Genomic DNA, 21,533 nt, shown 5'->3' with positions numbered 1-21,533 from the left:
TCGCACAGCGCCGTGCGTCCCGCTTCGCGCACCGATCCGCTCCGCCCGGTTACGTTTGTCCCCGTGCGAGTCGACGGTCGGGACATCAGCGTCACCGGCAGCCTGCTGCAACCGCTCACCCGGCGCACCAACGAGATCCTCCGGGTGGTGCTCTCGGCGGTCTTCCTGGCCGTCGTCATCACCAGCTCACTGATCACCCGCAACGACTGGGTGGCCCTGGAGCGGTCCATCTCCGAGATCATCGGGGTGCTCACCCCGACCCAGTCCAACCTGGTCTACCTGGCCTACGGCGTCGCGATCCTGGCGCTGCCGTTCGTCATCCTGGTCCAGCTGGTCCTCGGCAGGCACTGGATGCTGCTCGCGGCGTACGGCGCCGCCGGGCTGATCGCGGTGCTCTCCCTGTCCATCTCCGGACGCGGAATCGCGGCGCCGCAATGGCATTTCGACCTGCGCGACCGGTTGGACACCCAGCTCTCGCAATTCCTCGACGATCCCCGGTGGATCGCGTTGCTGGCCGCGGTGCTCACCGTGTCCGGACCATGGCTGTCACGCCGGCTGCGCCGCTACTGGTGGGCGCTGCTGCTGGCGTTCGTGCCCATCCACCTCGCGGTCAGCGCCGTGGTGCCGGCCCGCTCACTGCTCGGGCTGGCCGTCGGCTGGTTCGTCGGCGCCCTCGTCGTGTGGGTCGTCGGCACACCGGCCCTGGAGGTGCCCCTGGACGGGGCGGTGCGCGCGCTGACCAAGCACGGGTTCGTCGTCTCGGCGCTGGCCGTCATCCGGCCGCCCGGCGAGGGGCCGCTGGTGCTGGCCGCCACCGGCCCGGACACCACCGCCGTCGTGGAGTTGTACGGACCCAACCAGCGCAGCGGCGGCGCGCTGAGCCAGCTCTGGCGCAAGTTCCGGCTGCGCACCGACGAGACCGCTCCCCTGCACGCCTCGATGCGGCGGACCATCGAGCACCGCGCGCTGATGGCCATTGCCATCGACACCCTGGGGCTGTCCAACATCTCCTCGGTGTCGGTCAGCGCGCTGGACCGCGGGTGGACGCTGTATGCCCGCAAGCCCGCCCGCGGCGTGCCGCTGAGCGCCGAGGCCGCACCGGTGAACGCCGTCTGGGCAGCGCTCAAGACCCTGCAGGACAACCAGATCTCGCACGGCGATCTGTGCTGCGACGAGATCACCGTGCACGACGGACGGGTGCAGTTCGGCGGATTCGTCAACGCCGAGTACGGCGCCACCGACGCGCAGCTGCAATCCGATATCGCGCAGCTGCTGGTGACCACCTCCGCCATGTACGACCCGCAGTCCGCGGTCGCCGCCGCGATCGACACGCTGGGCCGCGACACCGTGCTGACCGCCTCGCGCCGGCTCACCAAGACCGCGGTACCGGCCCGCATCCGCGACGCCGTCGACGACCCGAAGGCCGTCATCGAGGCGGCCCGCGAACAGGTGCTGCACCAGACCGGCGCGGACAACATCCGCTCCGAGACGATCACCCGGTTCACCCGGGTGCAGCTCATCCAGCTGGTGCTGCTGGTCGCGCTGGTCTACGTCGCCTATCCGTTCATCAGCACGGTGCCGACCTTCTTCGACGAGCTCGGCAATGCCAACTGGTGGTGGGCACTGGTCGGCCTGCTGGTCTCCGCACTGCGCTACCTCGGTGCCGCCGGTGCGCTGTGGGCGTGTGCCGACGGACTGGTCGCCTACCGGCATCTGGCGATCATGCAGGTGGCCAACACCTTCGCCGCGACCACCACGCCGGCCGGTGTCGGCGGCCTCGCGCTGAGCACCCGGTTCCTGCAGAAGGGCGGGTTGTCCACCATGCGTGCGACGGCCGCGGTCGCGCTGCAACAGAGCGTGCAGGTGCTGGTGCACGTGTCCCTGCTCATCCTGTTCACCACGATCGCCGGGGCGTCGGCCAACCTGTCGCATTTCGTGCCGAGCGCAACGGTGCTCTACCTCGTCGCGGGCGTGGCGTTGGGCCTGGTCGGGGTGTTCCTCTCGGTGCCCAAGCTGCGCGGCTGGCTGGCCTCGTCGCTGGCGCCGAAGCTGCAGGAGGTCAAGACCGACCTGTGGGAGCTGTCCAAGGAACCCAAGCGGCTCGCCCTGATCGTGCTGGGCGCGGCGGGCACGACGCTCGGTTCGGCGCTGGCGTTGTGGGCCGCCATCGCGGCCTTCGGCGGCGGCACGTCCTTCGTGACGGTGACGGTCGTGACGATGATCGGCGGCACACTGGCCTCGGCGGCGCCGACGCCCGGTGGCGTCGGCGCGGTGGAGGCCGCGCTGATCGGCGGGTTGGCCGCCTTCGGTGTCCCGGCCGCGATCGCGGTGCCCGCGGTGCTGCTCTACCGGGTGCTGACCTGCTGGCTTCCGGTGTTCGTCGGCTGGCCGGTGATGCGGTGGCTGACCCGCAAGGACATGATCTAGCGAGTTTGACGCTTGCGTCACTTGGATACTCGACAGCGACAGCAGTTCCCCTCACGAGCCTGGAGCGTCCCTTGCAGATTCGCACGCTTGCCCCCACCGCACTCGCCGTCGCGGCGACGGCCGTGGTCGGCAGCCTGGCCAGCAAACCCGCCGTCGAATCCCCGTGGTACGCCAAGCTGCGTAAGCCGCCGTACCAGCCGCCGGGCGCCGCCTTCCCGATCGCGTGGACGTCGTTGTACACCGATATCGCGGTGGTCTCCGCGCAGACCCTCGACGACTCCCCGCCCGAGGTGCGCCGCACCTACATCCGGGCGTTGGCGCTGAACCTGATCCTCAACGGCAGCTGGTCCTGGCTGTTCTTCAACCAGCACAAGCTGGGCGCCTCGGCGGTCACCGCCGGCGCCCTGACGCTGAGCAGCGCCGACCTGACCCGTCGCGCCGCCGCCGTCCGTGGCGCCAAGGCCGCGCCGCTGGGGCTCTACCCGCTGTGGTGTGCGTTCGCGACGGTGCTGTCCACCCATATCTGGGTGCTCAACAAACGCTGATTGCCCTACCGTCTCAAGATCGGCCGCCCGGCCGGCGCGCCGCATTACGTTTATCAGTTCCGCCTCTGGTGGGACGACGACGTCGACCATGCCTGGCTGCTGAACTTCCTGCAGACCCGCGGGTTCCTGATGCCGTAGCGGGGCGTGGTTTGCGGCCCGCACCGGCGGCGAAGAGTTCGTCATCGTCGACCTGCCGGCTCCCGACGGGGTCACCGATGCCGGCGACCGGTTGCGATCGGCCCTGGCCGCGGTCGGCCCACCGGAGGTGACCGCGAGCATCGGTGCGACCTGCGGCCGGTCCGCAACATCGAGGACTTCGAACAGCTGCTCGACGCCGCCGATACCGCGATGTACCGAGCCAAGCGCGATGGCGGCGATCGGGTGGCCGTCGCGCCCTGACGCAGTCGATATGCTCGGTGCGCTTTGCAGACGACACAAACCACCTCCACACCCGTGACGCCCGTCGGGCGGCGGGTCCGTCGCGACCTCGATGCGCTGGCCGTCGTCGCGGTCACCCTGGTGGTCATCGGGCATCTGTGGCTGGGCCGGGTGTCCGGCGGAGTCGACGTGCTGCTGGTGCTCGTCGGCTATTTCTTCGGCTCCCGCGTGCTCGGTTGCGACGGAGCGGTGTGGACGCAGGCGTGGCGGTGGACCCGACGGTTGATCCCGGCCCTGGTGCTGATGCTGGCTGCGTCGGCCGCGCTGACGGTGCTGGTGCAGCCGCAGACCCGCTGGGAGTCGTTCGCCGAGCAGACGCTGCCCAGCCTGGGCTTCTATCAGAACTGGATGCTGGCCACCACGGCCGGCGACTACGTACAGGCCGGCGAGACGGTCACCCCGCTGCAGCATCTGTGGGCACTGTCGGTCGCCGGCCAGGTGCTGCTGGGCCTCGTTGTCGTCGCCTGGTTGGTCCGTCGCCGCGGACCGCTGCTCATCATCGTCGTCGCCACCACCATGGCGTCGGCGGCGTGGGCGGTGATCCAGCACTCCGGTGACCAGACCGTCGCCTACTACAGCACGTTCGCCCGGGCCTGGGAGATCCTGGCCGGGGTGCTTGCCGCCGCGATCGCGGGCCGCTGGAACTGGCCCCCCTGGCTGCGGCACACGGCGGTCGTCATCGGCGTCGCCGCGATCGTGGCCTCGGGGTTGCTGGTCGACGGTGTCGTCGACCACCCGGGTCCGTGGGCGCTGGTGCCGGTGTTGGCGACGGTGCTCGTCATCGTCAGCGGCCCGGCCGGCGGGGGCTCGGTCGGAGTGCTCGCGGGTGCCTACGCCATGTACCTGTGGCACTGGCCGCTGCTGATCTTCTGGCTGGCCCACACCAATGACGACACCGTCGGCGTCGGTGAGGCCGCGGTGATCCTGGCGGGCGCCGGTCTGGCGTCCTGGCTGACGTGGTGCTGCGTGCGGCCGAGTTCGGGTTCCTGGCGACCGGTGGCGTCAGCGGCCGTGACCGCTTGCCTGGTCGTGCTGCTGGTGGTGTCGGCGGTGGGGTGGCGCCAGCACGTCGAGCAGGTCCGCGACAGCGGCACCGAGTTGGCGACGCTGCCGCTGGGCGATTATCCGGGGGCACTGGCCCTCGTCGACGGACGCCGGGTGGCCAAACTGCCGATGCGACCGACCGGGCTGGAGGCCCCCGACGATGTGCCGCCCTCCACGGTCGACCGATGCATGGCCGATTTCGGCGGGGAGGACGTGGTCACCTGCACCTATGGCGACCCGACCGCCACCCGCACCATCGCACTGGCCGGCGGCTCGCACTCCGAACACTGGCTGACCGCATTGCACGCGCTGGGCCGTGCCCACGGCTTCAAGGTGACCACCTACATGAAGATGGGCTGCCCGCTGACGACCGCGGAGGTGCCGATCATCGCCGGGCCGTTCACCCCGTACCCGTCCTGCCGGACGTGGTCGGACAACGCGCTCGCCCAGATCATCTCGGACCGGCCCGATTACGTCTTCTTCACCACCACCCGGCCGATCCTCGACGGCGACGGCGACTACGTGCCCGACTACTACCTGGGCATCTGGGATGAACTGTCCGACAATGGGATCGGCATGCTCGGGATCCGGGACACCCCGTGGATGCTGCGTGACGGACGCTTCTTCTCCCCCGTCGACTGCCTGGCCGACGGTAGTGACGCCGACACCTGTGGGGTGCCGCGTACCGAGGCGCTGGCCGACCGCAACCCGACTCTCGACCATGCGCCCGACTATCCGATGCTGGCGCTGCTGGACCTCTCCGATGCGGTGTGCCGGCCGACCATCTGCCGGGCCGCCGAGGGCAATGTGCTGATCTACCACGACGCGCACCACCTGTCGGCGACGTATGTGCGCACCCTGGCCGACGAGTTGGGCCGGCAGGTGAGCGCGGCCACCGGCTGGTGGTGACTGCCCGTCAGTGCCGGCCTCGGATTTGTTCAGAGCAGGGCGGCGTCGACAGAGACCATCGGCTCACCGCGCTCCGTGGCGGCGTGGCACACCATGCACTCGCGCCCCAGGGTGACGGTGCGTATCGCGCTGTCGGGGAACAGCTTTCGATAACAGTTGAAACACACCTTCTTGTTCACAGCGGTCTAACTGCCACGCCGTAGCGCGTCGATGACCGCCAGCCGCTCTCGCAGCAGCGCATCAAGCTCGTCGATGGTGCGTCGCTCGCGCAGCATGTCCCAGGGCGTGCGGACACGTTTGACCTTCTTCGGCTCGGGAACCTCGCCGTCGAGCAGGGCACCCTCCATCCCGTTACGGCAATGCCACAGGTACGGAATGTCGGCGCCCTCGGCGAACGGCACGTCGAATTCCATGCCGTCCGGTGTGCGGTATCGCGCGATCTGGCGGGGGTACGGCCCGCGGTTGCGTTCGGTCTCGTAGCTCACCGCGCCGAGCCGGCTGCCCCTCATGCGTTTGTTCACCACTGCCGTGGATCGCAAACGTGCTGCTGGGAGGGTTCGGAAAGGACGTACACAGGGACTCTTTTCGCCAGGCATGGGTGTTCCGGGATGAACCGCTACGCCCCTATGGCGCAATGTTCGCCTGCATGCCCGCCTCGACGGAGGTCCACCTCGACCCTACACCCGGAGTTCACGACAAAGAGTCGACCGAGTGAAACCGCACATTCCAGGTCGCCCATTCCATCCGATCCGGTGAGATGGATCACTTGACAGCCGTGGAATCCTGCCCGCCGATCCCGGCTTGTAGGGGGTAATTGCCACCACTACTTCGAAGCGATGGCACAGCAGATTCCAAAAAAGGGGACATCTCATGAGCTCATCGCCGCAGACCTGGGCAGCGAAGGCCGCACGCTCGGCCATCTTCGCCGCGCTGGCCGTCTTTGCCGTCGCCGCAGGCCTGTTTGCCGGCCCGGCCGCGACCGCGAAAGCCGCCGCCGACAACTGTGTCGACGTCGCGGTGGTGTTCGCCCGCGGCACCTTCGAAGGCCCGGGCGTCGGCGCCACCGGCCAGGCCTTCGTGGACGCGCTGAACGCCCGCCTGCCGGGTCAGACGGTCAGCGTGTACGGGGTGAACTACCCGGCGTCGCTGGACTTCGGCCGTGCGGTCGACGGGATCGCCGACGCCACCAACCGCATCCAGCAGATCGCCGCCGAGTGCCCCGACAGCAAGATCGTGCTGGGCGGTTACTCGCAGGGCGCGGCGGTCGCCGGTTACAGCACCAGCAGCAGCGTTCCGGCCGGGTTCGTGTTGCCCGCCGGGCTGTCCGGGCCGATGCCCGCCGACGTTGCCTCCCACGTCTCGGCCGTCGTCCTGTTCGGCACCCCCAGCAGCTGGTTCCTGGGCCTGGCCGATCGCAGCGCTCCCCCGATCGTGATCGGCGACCTGTACGCAGGTAAGACCCTGCAGCTGTGCGCCGTCGGTGACCCGATCTGCTACCCCGGCGGGCTGGACCGCTCCGCGCACAGCTCCTACAAGAGCAACGGGATGGCCGTACAGGCAGCCGATTTCGTGGCCGGCCGACTGGGCGTGCCCGCCCCGTCCGCGACCATGGTGCAGGCCGCCGCCCAGGTCGGCTGACCCTCACGAACACGATCAGGCCCCCTCATGGCGAGGGGGCCTGATGTCGTTCAGGTCTATTCGGAGTCGTTTCCCTTGTCGTCGCCGGCCGTATCACCGGGGTCGGAGGACGCAGGCTTCTCATCCTTGTCGGTCTCGGAATCGTCCTTGACCGTGCCGCCGTCCTGCTTCGGCGTGCTGTCCGGAGTCTCGATCTCGACGTCGTCATCCTTCTCGAGGTCGGCCTTCAGCTGCTCCCGCGGCTCCGACTTCTTCTCGTCGACCGCCTCCTCTTCTTCCCGGACGGAAAGCGTTGTCGTGAGCGGCTTTTCGGGCTTCTGTGCGGCAGTGCGCGTGGCCGATGCGACGATCGGATCCGGGCCGTTGAGTTCCTCGTCGCGGTCCTCCATCGCGTCGATGATCTCCGAGGTCGTGTCGGGCGCGGTGACGACGGGCGGCTCAGCCGGCTCTTCGGGTTCGGAGTAGGTGCCCGCCAGGATCCGACCCGCCTTCTCGAAACCTGCAGCGACGGCCTGCAACTGCGCGAACAGCTTCTGCGGTGACGGCAGGAAGCCCACCTTGCCCGTCTCGTACATGCCGGTGCTCTCGACCATCGGCTGCAGGATCGCCTGGAACGCGTCGATGATCCGGGTGGGCACGCCGAGGATCTTCAGCGGCATCAGCAGCGGCATCACCGGGCTGTTGACCCGCACCGTCACGACATTGCCCTCGACGGTGACGACGTTCTCCGGGTCTTCGAAGTCGAAGTCCTGCAGCCGCGAGTGCTCGAAGATGAACCCGGCCGCCAACTGGATCCAGCTCATCGGGTTCAGCAGGTACTTCGGGAAGTACGCGATCGGGTCGTACTCGCGGTTCACCCGGAGATAGGTTCCGTCGGGCAGGGCGATCGCGCCGCCCGGCACGTCGGACCCGAAGGTGGGCTCGTCCGGGCCGTAGCGGGCGAAGATACCGGTGCCCGGGGTGTTGGAGTCGCCGTAGAAGACGCCGAACACGCTGGACATGTCGTATCCGGTGGCGGCCACCCGGTTCAGTGCCTCGGCGGCGACCCGGCCGCCGAACGACCCGGTGTTGATACCGCTGACGATGGCCGCCGGGTCCCGCGCCAACAGCAGTTCGGTGAGCCAGGTGGCGCCGGCGTCGACCGAGGCCGCGGTGACGGTTCCGGGGTAGCGCGCCGGGTCATTGAGGACGGTGATGTCCTGGATACGGCGCCAGATCCCGCCGTCCTGTGTGTCCAGTGCGCCCGCCGGGAACTGCACCCCCGCACCCGGCACCGCGAACAACGCCAGTGCGGCCAGCGCGACGGCGTCGGTGGAGACGGTCCGGTGCTGCTGCGCGATGGCCGGCGGCTGCGGGGCAGCGGGCTCCGAGTGATCGACGACACCACCGGCGAGCAGCACGGCCGCGGCCGGCACCGCGACGGCCGTGGCGACACGGTTGCGCTTCTTGACTCGGTGACGTCCGCTCACCCTGGCTCCCTCTCCCGCTGTATTCTTCGGCTGCATTCGGCAGGCGATGGCTGAAAAGCCGCTCAGGGGAGCACCTTTGAAGCTCCCCCGGCACATCCGCCCACCCGTTCGTGGGGATCGTACGACGGCTCCGCCCGAGGGCGCTCCTGCCGTTTCCCGGACCGATACGGCCGACGACGGGGGCCGAGTTCGCTACCGGTGCAGCGTGATCGACCCAGTCGCCGATGGTCTCTCCGCGCGACCGGATAGCTCGACCCCGCTTCGCGATGGACCGGTCGGCCGTGTCCGCAACACCGGCCGCCCGCCTCCGGCGCAGGTTCGCGCCACGGCGGCCGCGGGTCAGCGACGGCGGGCCGGCGGACGCCGGAATTGACACAGCGGTTAGCCGAAATGCGCAGCCGCCCTCGACGGCGTCCGGTCCGCGGCCTGATTGCTGTGATCCATCACTCGGCTTGACGGGCGTCGAGAAGTTCACCCGATCGGCGGACGCCGGAGGTAACAGCAGGCAGAGCGGCCGGCGCGGACTCGCCGGGGCATTGCCGTCGCGGTGGAGCCGTTGCCCCCACAAACACGTCAGGCCCCCTCGAAAGGGGGCCTGACCAGTGTGGCAGGTACAGGATTCGAACCTGTGTAGGCGTTAGCCGACGGATTTACAGTCCGCTCCCATTGGCCGCTCGGGCAACCTGCCGGAATTTGGTGCGAGTAGCAGGGTACAACGAGGATGTACCGAAGACGAAAACGGCACTATGAGGAGGGTCCGATGGCGGATTCAAGCTTCGACATCGTCAGCAAGGCCGACCGCCAGGAGGTCGACAACGCGCTCAATCAGGCGGCGAAGGAGCTGACCACCCGGTTCGACTTCCGCGGCACCGACACGACCATCGAGTGGCAGGGCGAGGAGGGCATCATCCTGGTGTCCTCGACCGAGGAGCGGGTGAAGGCCGCGGTCGACGTGTTCAAGGAGAAGCTGATCCGTCGTGACATCTCGATGAAGGCGTTCGAGGCCGGCGAGGCGCAGCCGTCGGGGAAGACGTACAAGATCATCGGCAGCATCAAGCAGGGCATCGACAGCGAGAACGCCAAGAAGATCACCAAGCTGATCCGCGACGAGGGCCCCAAGGGCGTCAAGGCGCAGATCCAGGGCGAGGAGATCCGGGTCAGCTCGAAGAAGCGGGATGACCTGCAGGCCGTGCAGGCGCTGCTGCGCGGGGCGGATCTGCCGGTCGCGCTGCAGTTCGTCAACTACCGGTAGTAGGTGTTCTCCGCGAGAGTGACGTTTCTGCGGTCCTGAGGCCCCGTGGACCGCAGAAACGTCACTCTCGCGGCGAATGGGCTCAGGTGCCGCCGTACTCCGGACGCAGGATCGGGCTCAGCACCGCAAGCGGGATGTGCGCCTGCACCGTGCCGCCGTCCATCGACCACTGCATGACGCCGGTCGTGAAATCCACCGGGGTGTCGTGGCCGACCGGGTAGTCCGGCATGTACAGGATCAGCTCGTCCGGCGTCAGCGCCCAGGCCTTGTAGCCGCCGGAGTACATCTTGTCCGGGGTCCAGCGCTCGGCGATGAAGGGATAGCTGCCGGGCTGATGCGCCGGTGGCGCGGCGTCCAGCGCGCGGACGACGAACGGGCGCGCCAGCGGCTCGATGGCGGACAGCGGATCCGTCCCGGGCTTCACCAGATCGGCCAGTTGCAGCTGCCGGCCCCCGCCGAATGTGAACGTGCGGTAGGCATTGTTGAAGTCCGGACCGTCGGCATGGTAGGTCTCGCGGAACACCACCGACACCGTGCCCGGGCGTCCGACCACCTCAAAGTTGGCCTCGCCGAAGCTGTCTGCCACCATGTTCTGCCCGAACCGCCGCCAGTTACCGACCAGCGTGCCCAGGTAGTCGCGTAGCACCGGTCCGGCCACCGGGTCGTCGATCAGATCGGGGATGGCAACCTTGATGTCGCGCAGCGCTTTCCGCTGCGACTCGACCGAGGTGTGGCAGTACGCTCCGCTCTGCTGCCCGCCCAGCTCGGTGCAGAACGACTGCGGGGAGGCCGTCGCCGTGGGAGCGGTCACCAGACCGACCGCGACGAGCGCGCCGAGCACCGATCGCACGGCGCTCAGGGCAGTTCGACGTTGGCGGCGCGCCACTGGCCGTCGACCTTCTGCATGGTCATCTTGATGCGGCTGCGATCGATCCGTGGATCCGGGACCGCCGCATTGGTCACCGACTGGTCGACGAACAGCAGGACGACGACCTGATCCGGGGTGGCGGACTGGACGGCGGATTCGACCACCACACCGTGCGCAGCCGCCTTGTTGTCGATGAGCAATTGGCGCAACTGCATACTCGATTGCGAGTACATGTCCTTGAATTCGCCGGTCGCCCCGGCGAGCACCTGGTCGAAGTTCTCGTCCACCTTGTCGGCGTCGATACTGGTCAGGGTCTGCGCGTAGGACGCGGCGGCGTCACGGGCCTGCTGCGCGGCCTGGTCGACCCGGTGATCCTGCCACACCAGCCAGCCGAGGAAGCCCGAGAGTCCCAGCAGCGCAACGATCACCACCGCGATGACGGCGCCGACCCAGCGTCGCCGGCTACCGGCCGGCTCGGTCGTCCGGCCCAGCGCCTCGGCCACCTGGGCATCGGAGACGGCCTCGGCCTTCTCCTCGCCCCCGGCATCGGCGACCGCCTCGGGCTCCTCGACGCCCGGGGCATCTTCGCTGTCGCGTGTCTTGTCCGTCGTCACCGGCACGGTGTTTCCTCTCTATCGCGGCGGATCGATGGGCAGCACCGGTCCCCCGTACGGAGTGGGGATCGTGAAGCGGCCCTTCGGTGTCGGATCGGTGGTGCGCCCGAGATCGGCGCCGGGCGGGGGGCCTGCCGTGTCGTCTCCGGCGGGCCGGGGCGCATTCTTGGCCCCGCGAACCAGCACACCGGGGTGGTCGTCGCGGCAGTAGGTGTACATGAAGGGTTCGGGATAGTCGGCATTCGACGGTGGCCGGCGCGGCGTCCCGTAATCGCAGGAGTATCGCGGGTAGATGTCACCGGTCACCCACAACCCGTTGTCGTGCATGATGCTGCCCAACGCGTCGAGCACCGAGGTGCGGTAGGACGGGAACAGCGCGTTCAGCGCGGGCACCCGCAGATAGAGCAGCTCCGCGGTGGTGGTGAGGTCCCCGAGCAGTTGCACCATGGTGTCGGAGTTGTCGGCGAAGAGGTTGTCGACTGCGGTCAATGTGCCGGGCGCACGGTCGGTGAGCCGGCGGAACCCGTCCTGCATGCGGTTCACGCCGTCGAACGTCGCACCCAGGTTGTCCGACGCCACGGCGATGCCGTCGCTCTTGTCGGCAGCCAGATCGAACACGACGCGGCTGGTGCGCAGCATGCTCGCGGTCTCCGGCAGCACCGAATCCAGCGTGGACAGCAGGAACGTCCCGCCGTCGATGATGTCCTTGAGCTTGCCGGGGCCGGCCGCAGTCATGCTCAGCTCACGGCGGATGACATCGAGCTTGGCGACATCGACCTGCGCCAGCGCGCCGTCGGCGTCGGCGAGCAGTTCGGCCAGGCTGACCGGCACGGTGGCCCGGCCGAGCGCCACGGTGCTGCCGTCCTGCAGGAACGGTCCGGCGTCGGTATCGGCGGAGAAGTCGATGTACTGCTCACCGGCCGGTGACAGTCCCGAAACCCGGACGTCGCTGGACTGCGGGATCGGCACCGATGAGCTGATGTTCACCACGGCGTTCACCCCGGCGGCGGTGATGTCGAGTCGTTCCACCCGGCCGATGGGCACCCCACGCAGGGTGACGTCCTGGTTGGGCAGCAGGCCCGCCGAGTCCGGGAGTTCCACCGTGACGCGGTAATCCGAGGCGAAGGGGCGCACCCGCAAAGCACCGACCAACAGGTACCCGGTGGCGATCACCAGCACGGCCACCAAGGCGAGGGCCGACAGCCAGGCCCGCTTGCGGTGGCCGAACCGGACCACGTCGACGACGGTGTCCGCGACGGTGTTGATCATCGGGGTGCCTCCGCGGGCAGCGGGGCAGCTGGTGTCGCGGGCTGCACCTGGCCGGGTTCGGTCGGGCTCGGGATGACCGGCAGCTGGGGCACGCCCGGGCCGCGGCCGACCACCCGCTCCTGCAGCCGCAGCAAGGTGTACTGCAGGCTCCCGACGAGCTTGTGCCAGTCATACCGTTTGGGACCGTGCAGGCCCGGGTCGCCGGCGAAGCCGATGTCCGGGATGGAGCCCAACACCAGTCGGTCGATGCTCGCGCGGGTCGAGATCGAATTACTGGCAGTTGATTTGACGAACGGCGGCATCAGCTTGTTCAGCTTGTAGAGGGTGGCGTCGGGGGTGAGGGCGACATCGTTCCACGCCCCGGCGACCGTGTTCGCATCGCCGATCACGCTGCGGCCGCTGGTATCGGTGCCCGCGATGGAGGGGAACTTGCGCAGCTGGGCGGTGGTGTCACCGATCTGCACGATCAGGTCGGCGATGTCGGTGGTGTGCTCGGCGAGGGTCTCGGTGGCCGGCGCAGCCGCGTCCATCAGCTCGCCGAGCGCATCATTCTTCTCGGCCAGCCGGTCGACCAGCTGCGAGGTCGCCGTCATGGCCTCGGACAGCTGGTCCGCGCGGCCGTTGAGCGTTCCCAGGGTGTGATTGGTCTTGGCGATCAGCGTGCCGAAGGCCTGGCCCTGATCACCGGTCGCCTTGCCGAGACCGTTGATGATGTTGGTGAAATTGCGGACCGCGCCGCCGTTGACCAGGACCGCAGCCGAACTGAGCAGCGACTCGACCGTCGCGGCGGCCTGCGTCGACCCCAGTCCGATGGTGTCGCCGTCACGCAGCAGCCCAGTGGCGGCGTCGACGTCGACAGGCGGACGGATCGAGACGAACACATCACCCAGTGGTGTGGCGGAACGTAATTCGGCGGTGCTACCGCGCGGCAGCTGAACCCCGTCCATGATCCGCAGGGTGGTGACGGCCGTGTAGTTGCGCGCGACCATCGACTCCATTTCCCCGATGTCGGCTCCGGCGAGTTTGACCTTCGCGTTGGCGGGCAGGTTCAGCGCGTTGGAGAACACCGCGGTGATGGCGTAGCCACCGGCACCCGACCCGGGTGCGGGCAGCGGCAGGCTGGCCAAACCCTCGGTGGCACAGCCGGTGGCCAGCCACCCCGCCAGCGCCAGCGGCAGCACCCGCCCGGTCAGCCTGTTCATCAGCGTTGCCCCATCGCCGTCATGCCGTCGAGGATGTGGGACAACCCGAAGTCGGGTCCGAAATCCTGTAATGTGCCCGTGCTGCAACCCAACTGGCGCAGACCCATCATGTTGCACACCTCCTTGACGGTCTGGGTGTCGAAGAGCACCTTGTCCACCAACACGTGTGCGCGCGCCGAACCGTTGGTCCGGTCCACGATGTTGTAGAGGTTGTCCAGCGTCATCGGGGTGAGGTCGAGGAACTCGGCGAGATCGCGCTGGTGTTCGGTCAGGGTAGTCATGGCCGTGTCACCGTTGGCGACGATCGCTCTGATGGCTTCCCGGTGGGTCTGCAGCACCTCACCGACCTGGGCGAGCACCTCGTCGATCTTCTTGCCGGTGGTGCCGTTGCCGAAGTGCTCATCCGCCAGCACCTGGCTGAGTTGGCGCACGCCGGAGCCGAATTCGCGCAGGGTGGCATCGTTGTCGGCGGCGGCCTGCATGAGCGAGCTGAGATTGCCGATGATGGTGGTGAGCTGGTCGCCGGTGACCTCACCGCGGTCCGAGCTCATCCGCAGCGCATCCGAGAGCGCGCCCAGCGCGTCCTTCATCTGTTGGCCGTTGCCGTCGGCGATGGCGGCACTGGCGTTGACCACGTCGGCGAGCGGTCCGTGGCCCTGTCCGTCGCCGCGCAGCGAGGCCGACAGTTTGTCCAGTACGTCGAGCACCCTGGCGAACTCGATCGGGGTCTTCGTCCGGTTCAGCCCGATGGTGTCACCCTCGGCCAGCACCGGGCCTTCCCGGTAGGCCGGGGTGAGTTCGATCTGGCGGTCGGTGAGGATCGAATTCGAGATCGTCACGGCTTGGGCGTCTGCCGGGATCTTGACTTCGTCATCGACGGTGAACTGGACCTCGACGTAACTTCCCTTCGGCGTGATGGCGGTGACCTGTCCGACCGGCATGCCCAGCACGGCAACCGTATTGCCGACGTAAAGGCCTGCGGCGCTGTCGAACTGAGCCGTCAGCGTGATGGTGTTGAACCGGCCACCGAGCTGGGACCAGCCCACGACGCCCGCGGCCAGGGCCAGCACCGCAGCGAAGGTGGCGAGCAGCACGAGTCGACGGCGCGTCATTTGCAGTCCTGGAAGTACTCGATCATGCCGAATTGTTCTGCCCGGCCACTGATGGCGCACATCCACGAATCGATCAGCAGCCCATTGCTCACGTTGATATCGGCGGCGTTCCCGTTGCCGGTGGCGTTGGCCAGCCCGCGCAGCGCGACCGGCCCGGACTGCAGGATGCTGCGTAGCAGGTCGTCATGCTTGCCCAGCAGGTCGGACAGTTCGCGCAGGTTGACCAATGTCTTTTCCAGTTCGGGTCGGTCGTCGATGATGATGCCGCTCAGCGTCTCGACCAGACTGGTGAGTGCGGCCAGCATCGCCTGGAAGGACGCGCGGCGTGCGACGAACTCGCCGACCAGCGTGTTGCCCTGGCGGACCAGGCTGCCGACGGTCGACTGCTGGGCCCGCAGCGTGTTGGCCACCGTCTCGGTGGTCTGTAGCAGGTTGCCCAGCTGGTCACGCCTGGTCGCGATGATGTTGGCCAGCTTCTGGGTGTTGGCCAATGCCTGGGGCACCACCGCGGGCAGCCCCGCCATCTGCTTGCCGAGCACGCTCAGCGTCTGGGCGAACTTGTCCGAGTCGACCTGCTCATAGGTGGTGGTGACATCGGCCAGCGCCTCCTGCAGGTCGTAGGGCACCTCGGTGCGGTTCAGCGCGAAGGTCCGGTCGGGCAGCGACCCCGACCCGGCGGGTTCCAGGGCCAGGTACCGCGACCCGAGGATCGTCGTGATCTTGATGACCGCACGTGACTCCGCGCCCAGGGAGACGTCATTGCGCACCGCGAGTTTCGCCTCGACGTGGTCGCCCATCAGCTTCATGCTCTTGACTTCGCCCACCGGGATACCGGCGACCGTGATCGGATTGCCCACCTTCAGCGCGGCGGCCTGGAGGAAGCGCGCGGTGTAGCTGGTGTACCCGACATCGGCGACCCTGACGATCATGAGGACGCCCACCAGGACCGACACCACGGCGATCGCGATGACACCGAGCCACAGTCGGCTGTAGCTCTCCAGGATGCGCCTGTTCGCCCTACCCATTGGCCATGTTCCTGCAGCGGGGGGTGTAGGCCGTCTTGTTCCCGGGGGTGGCCGCCGCGACGATGATCGGGGTCACGTCGTTGAGGCCCGGGAAGAATCCGGTGGCGTTGAGGTCACAGGCGTAGGTGTTCGCATAGGAGCCTTCGTTGGTGATCCGGGCGAAACCCTTGAGCAGCAACGGCAGATTCGCTCCGGTGAACGCCAGTTGCGGCTCGATGGTCACCAGGTGCGCGGCGAAACCTGGTTGGCGGACCACCAGCTCGTTCAGCGACGGGTAGACGTCGTCGGCGACCACGGAGAGTTGTCGGACGACACGGGAGATGGAGCCCATCGAGTCGATGAGTTCGGGCCTGCGGGCATCGAAGGTGCTGACCAGGGTGCGGGCCTGACCGATCACGTGGTCGAGCTCGGCGTTGTGGGCGGCCAGATTGGAGGCCACCAGATTCAGGTCGGTGATGACGTCGCCGAGTTCTTCGTCCCGGCCGGCGAACGCCTCTGTCAGCTGGGCCGTCTGGTCGACCAGCGCGACGATCGACGCGTCGTCGCCCTGCAGCGATGCGATGACGCCCTTGGTCAGGTTGTCCGCATCGCGCGGGTTGAGCACGCTGAACAGCGGCTCGTACCCGTTGAGCAGCGTGCCCACGTCGAACGACGGATCGGTGCGCTCGACGGGGATGGTGCTGCCGGCCGGCAGCGGACCGGGATCACCGACGGCACCGAGCGACAGGCCGAGGTAGCGCTGTCCGACGATGTTCTGGTAGGTCACCGACGCGACGGTGTTGCCCAGCACCTGTTGGTCTGCCTGCACGACGAAGGCCACCCGGGCGTTGCTGCCCTGCAGTTCGACCTTCTCGACCCGGCCGACGCGGACGCCGGCCATCCGGACGTCATCGCCTTCCCGCAGACCGAACACGTCGGTGAAGACCGCCGCGTAGGGCACCGTCTGCCCGGCCACATCGCGGCGCAGGGTCACGTACACCAGCCAGGTCAGTGTCACTGAGACCACCATGAACAGCGACAATCCGATCAGCGCGCCGCGGTACCGGATCATGATCCTCCTCCCACCGAGATCGTGGTGCCCCGCGCGACCGGGCCGAGCAGCAGTTGCGTTGCCGTACTGGCGGGTTGGCCGATGGCTGCGCTCAGGATGTCGCGCTCCTGCGTGCTGCCGACCGGACCGACATTGCCGCCGAACGAGGCCGGTGCAGCCTCGGCAGCACCGGGCGGCGCTGGTGACGGGCCGCCGGCCGGCGGTGGCGCGGTGCGGCCGTCACCGGTCGATCCCTGCGGCGGTGGCGCACCCGCGACCGGGGCCAGCGGTGACTGCAGCACCGGCGGCGGAGGTACCGGCACCAGTGCGGGATTCGCGGTCAGCGGCACCGGTGGTGACGGTGCCATCCACGGCGGCAACGGCGGATTGGGGTCCGCGAGATTCGGGTCGGTGTTGATCAGCGGCGGTCCGACGGCCATCAGATTGCCGTTCGGACCGACCGCCGTGCCCGCGGGCGGGGCCAGGTCCGCGGGTGGCTGGTAGTTCTGGGGCAGCAGCACATCGGGTAGTTCGGGCCGGGTGGGCACCAGCGGCGCGGTGAAGCAGCTGGGACCTTTGAGCCCGGCGTACTGCGGGCAGTCGGCGCGGGTGTAGGTGTGACTCGGCGTAAAGGACAGGTTGATCCGCATGTTGCCGAAATCGTGCTCACCCAGCCACGCATGCTCGAAGAACTTGTCGGACAGCTGATTCAGCTTGACGAACGCGGGCACCCAGTGCTGGGAGGTCTCGGCGAGCTGCCCCAGCACCGGCGTCAGGTCCTTGGTGATCTCGACGAGTCGGTCGGTGTGGTTGTTCAGCGCGGTGTGGGTGGTGCCGACGGTATGGATTCCGCCGTTGATCAGCGAGGTGAGTTGGGCACGCTGTTCCACCAGGGTCTGCATGGGCGCCACGGCCTTGTGCAGTGAGTCCACCAGTTCCGGTGCGGTCTGCGCCAACCCGTTCGCGGCATCGATCAGCGCGGAGACCGTGGTGTCGTCGGGTTCGGTGTCGACGATCGCGTCGAGCTGGTCGATCAGCCTGTTGAGTTGGGCACCACCGGCCAGCAGTTCGGTGCGCCGGTTCTCCGTCGCCGCGTTGACCGCCGCCAGCACGCCGATGGTCTTGTCCTCCCGGCCGCGCCCGGTCGCGGCCAGGATGTCGCGCAGCTTGCTGATGGTGGTCTGGAACAGCACCGTCGGCAGTTCGGTGTCCTCGGCGATCTCCGCACCGGCCCTTATCGCCGGCCCGGGTCCGTTGTCGACGAGTTGCACGGAGGACACCGCGAACACGTTGCTCGGGACGACCCGTGCGGTCACGGTGCCGGGGATGGCCCCGGCGTAGGTCGGATCCAGGTTGATGTCAACGTAATTGGGCCGGCCGTGGGTGGCCGGAGTGACGGCCTCGACCATGCCGACGAGCAGCCCGTGGTACTTCACGTCGGAGCGCTGCGGCAGGCCGTCACCGACATTCTGCAGCGCGGCGACGACACGGACATAGGGCTCGAGCCGTCCGGTCGATTTGATCAGCAGGAGGCCGGCCACCAGTGCGCCGACCACCGCCACCGCGATCCCGCAGACCAACAGTTGGGTGTCCGACGGGCCGCGGCCGTCCATGTCCAGGGAGTTGCTCACCTAACCTCCGAACCGTGCGCCGGAATCGACCGTCCACAGCGCCATGGTCAGCAGCATGTTGACCAGGATCACCACGGTGATGGCGGCCCGCATGGCGTGTCCGGCGGCGACGCCGACGCCGACCGGGCCGCCGGATGCGTAAAAGCCGAAGTAGCACTGGATCGTCGAGGCGATCCAGACGAAGATCACCGCCTTGATCAGCGAGTAGACGATGTCCTGCCCGGACAGCATGAGCGAGAAGTAGTGCATGTAGGAGCCGTCGGACCCGCCGCTGATCACCAGCACCACGATCTGGGTCGTCAGGTAACTCACCGCCAGGCAGGCGACATACAGCGGAACCGTGGCCACCGTGGCGGCCATCAACCGGGTGGTGACCAGGTACGGGATCGGCCGGATCGCGATGGCGTTGAGGGCGTCAATCTCCTCGGCGATCCGCATGGCGCCCAGCTGTGCGGTGAACCGGCACCCCGCCTGGGTGGCGAACGCCAATGACAGTGCGATGGGTGCCAATTCGCGGGTGTTGACCAGTGACGAGATGATGCCGGTTGCCGGGCCGAGGCCGAGCAGGTCCAGGAAGTTGTAGCCCTCGATACCGACCAGCGCGCCGACGGTGACACCGAGCACGACGGCCACCCCGACGGTTCCGCCGCCGACCACCAGAGATCCGTTGCCCCAGGTGACATCCGAGAGCAGCCGCACGAATTCCTTGCGGTAGTGCCGCAGTACGAGGGGAACGGCGGCGATCGCCTGGCAGAAGAAGACCACCATGTGGCCGAGCCGCAGGAACGGCGTCGCGGTCCGCCGGCCCATCGTCTTCCACGGTGCCAACAGCTTCGGGACATAGGTCGTGGCCGCCATGTCAGAGACCGACCCTGGGGAACAGCATGATGTAGAGCTGGCTGATGACGACGTTGACCACCATCAGCAGCAGGATGGACTCGACGACCGCCGCGTTGACCGAGTTGGCCACCCCGGTCGGTCCGCCCGCGGTCGACAATCCCTTCTGGCAGGACACCACGGCGACGATGGCACCGAAGATCACCGCCTTCACCAGCGCCACCACCATGTCGCCGGTGGTGGCGAAGGAGGCGAACGTCGCCACGAAGCTGCCCGGCGCGCCGTTCTGGAAGTACACGTTGAACAGGAAGCTGGCGAGGAAGCCGACGAAGCACACGACACCGGTCAGCGCGACGCCGATCATGACGGCGGCGGCGAACCTCGGGACCACGAGCCGGCGGATCACCGAGACGCCCATGACCTCCATGGCGTCGGTTTCCTCGCGCATGGTGCGCGAGCCGAGGTCGGCGGTGATCGCCGAGCCGACCGCGGCCGCCATCAGGATGGCGGCCGTCAGCGAGGCGGCCTGCCGGATGACCGCGAGACCGCTGGCCGCACCGGCCAGCGATGTCGCGCCGACCTGGCCGGCCAGCAACGCGAACTGGATGGACAGCGTGACCCCGATGGGCAGGGCCACCAGCACGGTGGGCACCACGGCGGTGCCGGCCATGAACGCACCCTGCCGGACGAACTCCTGCCACTGGAACTGCCCGGTGAACAGGTCGACGAACAGGTGCTGGATGGTGCGGACGCCGAGGACGAACTGATCGCCCACCGTCTGCAGTGATGCGATCGGGTGGCGCTTGACGTACCCACCGGCCCAGTCCCCGGCCTCGCCGAGTCCGTTGCCCGCACCGGTGACGCGCTCGCGCAAAGTTGATCCCTCCCCGACACCGCTGCACGGCCACGCCCTGACCCATCACCAGCGGTGGTTGGCACGGTATAGCCGACGTTTCATCGTCGTCAATGATTTGAAGAATTTTCATTCACATATTTCGTGTCGGCAGCGTAGCAGGGCCCAGCAAATAGTGTTCTGAGTCCCCTCATAGCGTCGGAATGCCGATCCTGCGGAAACCGCCACGCCACCGCACAGTCATTAACTTATCGATGGCGGTGACCGAGCCGCCGGCCAGGCGAGTTGCGCAAGTCGCGGTCAGCGGTACCGCCACCGCAATACGCTGACCGGATGGCACCTGCACAGCGCGAACCGAACGTCGTTGTCCTCGGCGGCGGCTCCTGGGGAACCACCGTCGCCTCCATCTGCGCGCGGCGCGGGCCGACCCTGCAGTGGGTCCGCTCCGAGGAGACCGCCAAGGACATCAACGACAACCACCGCAACACGCGGTACCTCGGCGACGAGTGCGTGCTACCCGACGGATTGCAGGCGACCACCGACTTCTCCGAGGCCGCCCAGCGCGCGGACGTCATCGTGATGGGCGTGCCGTCGCACGGTTTCCGTGGGGTGCTGATCGAACTGGCCCGCGAGCTGCGTCCGTGGGTGCCGGTGGTGTCCCTGGTGAAGGGCCTCGAACAGGGCACCAACATGCGGATGAGCCAGATCGTCGACGAGGTGCTGCCGGGCCACCCGGCCGGAATCCTGGCCGGGCCCAACATCGCCCGCGAGGTCGCCGAAGGGTATGCCGCGGCGGCCGTGCTGGCCATGCCCGACCAGCATCTGGCGGCGAACCTGGCCGGGCTGTTCCGGACCCGGCGCTTCCGCACCTACACCACCGACGATGTCGTCGGCGTCGAGATGGCAGGTGCCCTCAAGAACGTCTACGCCATCGCCGTGGGTATGGGCTATTCGCTGGGCATCGGCGAGAACACCCGCGCCATGGTGATGGCCCGCGCGGTCGCGGAGATGTCCAAGCTCGGGGTCGCGATGGGCGGGCACCGCGACACCTTCGGCGGGCTGGCGGGTATGGGCGACCTCATCGTCACCTGCACCTCGCAGCGCAGCCGTAATCGGCACGTCGGTGAGCAACTCGGCTCGGGCAAGACCGTCGAGGAGATCATCGCGGCGATGAATCAGGTCGCCGAGGGGGTCAAGGCCGCCTCGGTGATCATGGAGTTCGCCGAGAAGTACGGGCTGAACATGCCGATCGCCCGCGAGGTCGACGGGGTCATCAACCACGGGCACACGGTCGAGGATGCCTACCGCGGGTTGATGGTGGAGAACCCGGGCCACGAGGTGCACGGCTCCGGGTTCTGAGACACTCGGCG

General features: G+C 68.1%; 19 protein-coding genes and 1 tRNA gene. 7 read left to right on the top strand and 13 right to left on the bottom strand.

Translation table 11 applies throughout. From position 1 onward, the window contains the following. The first annotated feature begins 63 nt into the window (after positions 1–63). The 4 genes from BST17_RS02910 to BST17_RS02900 all read left to right on the top strand — a co-directional run bounded on the left by BST17_RS02910 (position 64) and on the right by BST17_RS02900 (position 5,363). The gene (locus BST17_RS02910) at positions 64–2,427 is read left to right on the top strand and encodes a lysylphosphatidylglycerol synthase transmembrane domain-containing protein (protein WP_083055442.1); all 2,364 of its coding nucleotides are present in this window, start codon (positions 64–66) and stop codon (positions 2,425–2,427) included. A gap of 71 nt (positions 2,428–2,498) precedes the next feature. After that, entirely contained in the window at positions 2,499–2,972 is a 474-nt protein-coding gene (locus BST17_RS02905; protein ID WP_083055441.1) for a TspO/MBR family protein, read from the top strand. Continuing rightward, a complete protein-coding gene (locus tag BST17_RS29170; protein ID WP_165762198.1) occupies positions 2,973–3,110 on the top strand; it encodes a hypothetical protein in 138 nt (45 codons plus the stop codon). A 285-nt stretch (positions 3,111–3,395) separates the two neighbouring features. Then, on the top strand, positions 3,396–5,363 hold the full coding sequence (locus BST17_RS02900) for an acyltransferase family protein (RefSeq protein ID WP_083055440.1): 1,968 nt from the start codon (positions 3,396–3,398) through the stop codon (positions 5,361–5,363). A gap of 185 nt (positions 5,364–5,548) precedes the next feature. On the opposite strand, the gene BST17_RS02895 is transcribed toward BST17_RS02900, so the two are convergent. After that, entirely contained in the window at positions 5,549–5,872 is a 324-nt protein-coding gene (locus BST17_RS02895) for an RNA polymerase-binding protein RbpA (protein WP_276071105.1), read from the bottom strand. 361 nt (positions 5,873–6,233) lie between these two features. Here BST17_RS02895 and BST17_RS02890 point away from each other — a divergent pair, with 361 nt between their 5' ends. Then, a complete protein-coding gene (locus tag BST17_RS02890; protein ID WP_083055438.1) occupies positions 6,234–7,001 on the top strand; it encodes a cutinase family protein in 768 nt (255 codons plus the stop codon). A gap of 56 nt (positions 7,002–7,057) precedes the next feature. On the opposite strand, the gene BST17_RS02885 is transcribed toward BST17_RS02890, so the two are convergent. Together BST17_RS02885 and BST17_RS02880 are read right to left on the bottom strand one after the other, a co-directional pair. Next, positions 7,058–8,470, bottom strand: coding sequence for a PE-PPE domain-containing protein (locus tag BST17_RS02885; protein ID WP_165762197.1), 1,413 nt, complete (start codon positions 8,468–8,470; stop codon positions 7,058–7,060). 605 nt (positions 8,471–9,075) lie between these two features. Continuing rightward, a tRNA-Tyr gene (locus BST17_RS02880) sits at positions 9,076–9,158 on the bottom strand. Between the two features lie 72 nt (positions 9,159–9,230). On the opposite strand from BST17_RS02880, the gene BST17_RS02875 reads away from it, so the two are divergent. Beyond that, positions 9,231–9,722: a YajQ family cyclic di-GMP-binding protein gene (locus tag BST17_RS02875; RefSeq protein ID WP_083055436.1), complete on the top strand. Its 492-nt coding sequence runs from the start codon at positions 9,231–9,233 to the stop codon at positions 9,720–9,722. An 82-nt stretch (positions 9,723–9,804) separates the two neighbouring features. Here BST17_RS02875 and BST17_RS02870 read toward each other — a convergent pair whose 3' ends face one another. The 10 genes from BST17_RS02870 to BST17_RS02825 are packed head-to-tail and all read right to left on the bottom strand — an operon-like array spanning position 9,805 to position 20,184. After that, positions 9,805–10,572 carry a DUF3298 domain-containing protein gene (locus BST17_RS02870; protein WP_407937725.1) on the bottom strand — a complete coding sequence of 256 codons (768 nt, stop codon included), beginning with the start codon at positions 10,570–10,572 and terminating at the stop codon, positions 9,805–9,807. A 5-nt stretch (positions 10,573–10,577) separates the two neighbouring features. Continuing rightward, entirely contained in the window at positions 10,578–11,210 is a 633-nt protein-coding gene (locus tag BST17_RS02865; RefSeq protein WP_083055435.1) for an Rv1363c family protein, read from the bottom strand. 12 nt (positions 11,211–11,222) lie between these two features. Beyond that, positions 11,223–12,473: an MlaD family protein gene (locus tag BST17_RS02860; RefSeq protein WP_083055434.1), complete on the bottom strand. Its 1,251-nt coding sequence runs from the start codon at positions 12,471–12,473 to the stop codon at positions 11,223–11,225. Beyond that, entirely contained in the window at positions 12,470–13,675 is a 1,206-nt protein-coding gene (locus BST17_RS02855; RefSeq protein WP_083055433.1) for an MlaD family protein, read from the bottom strand. Before BST17_RS02855 ends, BST17_RS02860 begins: the two co-directional genes overlap by 4 nt. Continuing rightward, positions 13,675–14,787, bottom strand: coding sequence for an MlaD family protein (locus tag BST17_RS02850; RefSeq protein ID WP_083055432.1), 1,113 nt, complete (start codon positions 14,785–14,787; stop codon positions 13,675–13,677). The genes BST17_RS02855 and BST17_RS02850 overlap by 1 nt, the downstream gene beginning before the upstream one ends. Further along, positions 14,784–15,812 carry an MCE family protein gene (locus BST17_RS02845; protein WP_083055431.1) on the bottom strand — a complete coding sequence of 343 codons (1,029 nt, stop codon included), beginning with the start codon at positions 15,810–15,812 and terminating at the stop codon, positions 14,784–14,786. The genes BST17_RS02850 and BST17_RS02845 overlap by 4 nt, the downstream gene beginning before the upstream one ends. Next, positions 15,805–16,860, bottom strand: coding sequence for an MCE family protein (locus tag BST17_RS02840; RefSeq protein ID WP_083055654.1), 1,056 nt, complete (start codon positions 16,858–16,860; stop codon positions 15,805–15,807). The genes BST17_RS02845 and BST17_RS02840 overlap by 8 nt, the downstream gene beginning before the upstream one ends. Beyond that, positions 16,860–18,473, bottom strand: coding sequence for an MlaD family protein (locus tag BST17_RS02835; RefSeq protein WP_083055430.1), 1,614 nt, complete (start codon positions 18,471–18,473; stop codon positions 16,860–16,862). Before BST17_RS02835 ends, BST17_RS02840 begins: the two co-directional genes overlap by 1 nt. Then, positions 18,474–19,331, bottom strand: a complete 858-nt coding sequence (locus BST17_RS02830; RefSeq protein WP_083055429.1) for an ABC transporter permease — start codon at positions 19,329–19,331, stop codon at positions 18,474–18,476. Between the two features lies 1 nt (position 19,332). Next, positions 19,333–20,184, bottom strand: a complete 852-nt coding sequence (locus BST17_RS02825; RefSeq protein WP_083055428.1) for an MlaE family ABC transporter permease — start codon at positions 20,182–20,184, stop codon at positions 19,333–19,335. 312 nt (positions 20,185–20,496) lie between these two features. Between BST17_RS02825 and BST17_RS02820 the strand changes: the two genes are divergently transcribed. Further along, positions 20,497–21,522: an NAD(P)H-dependent glycerol-3-phosphate dehydrogenase gene (locus BST17_RS02820; protein ID WP_083055427.1), complete on the top strand. Its 1,026-nt coding sequence runs from the start codon at positions 20,497–20,499 to the stop codon at positions 21,520–21,522. Positions 21,523–21,533 lie beyond the last annotated feature (11 nt).

Origin of the sequence: Mycolicibacterium bacteremicum (assembly GCF_002086115.1) — a bacterium.
GTDB classification, from domain to species: Bacteria; Actinomycetota; Actinomycetes; order Mycobacteriales; family Mycobacteriaceae; genus Mycobacterium; species Mycobacterium bacteremicum.
Note: the sequence above shows the minus strand (reverse complement) of the source record. Positions and strands in the feature narration are given on the sequence as shown.

Bases quoted from the DNA above. Each gene is read 5' to 3' on its own strand.
- BST17_RS02895 (WP_276071105.1), bottom strand. From the start codon at position 5,872: ATGAGGGGCAGCCGGCTCGGCGCGGTGAGCTACGAGACCGAACGCAAC.
- BST17_RS02890 (WP_083055438.1), top strand. From the start codon at position 6,234: ATGAGCTCATCGCCGCAGACCTGGGCAGCGAAGGCCGCACGCTCGGCC.
- BST17_RS02875 (WP_083055436.1), top strand. From the start codon at position 9,231: ATGGCGGATTCAAGCTTCGACATCGTCAGCAAGGCCGACCGCCAGGAG.
- BST17_RS02860 (WP_083055434.1), bottom strand. From the start codon at position 12,473: ATGATCAACACCGTCGCGGACACCGTCGTCGACGTGGTCCGGTTCGGC.
- BST17_RS02855 (WP_083055433.1), bottom strand. From the start codon at position 13,675: ATGAACAGGCTGACCGGGCGGGTGCTGCCGCTGGCGCTGGCGGGGTGG.
- BST17_RS02850 (WP_083055432.1), bottom strand. From the start codon at position 14,787: ATGACGCGCCGTCGACTCGTGCTGCTCGCCACCTTCGCTGCGGTGCTG.
- BST17_RS02845 (WP_083055431.1), bottom strand. From the start codon at position 15,812: ATGGGTAGGGCGAACAGGCGCATCCTGGAGAGCTACAGCCGACTGTGG.
- BST17_RS02830 (WP_083055429.1), bottom strand. From the start codon at position 19,331: ATGGCGGCCACGACCTATGTCCCGAAGCTGTTGGCACCGTGGAAGACG.
- BST17_RS02820 (WP_083055427.1), top strand. From the start codon at position 20,497: ATGGCACCTGCACAGCGCGAACCGAACGTCGTTGTCCTCGGCGGCGGC.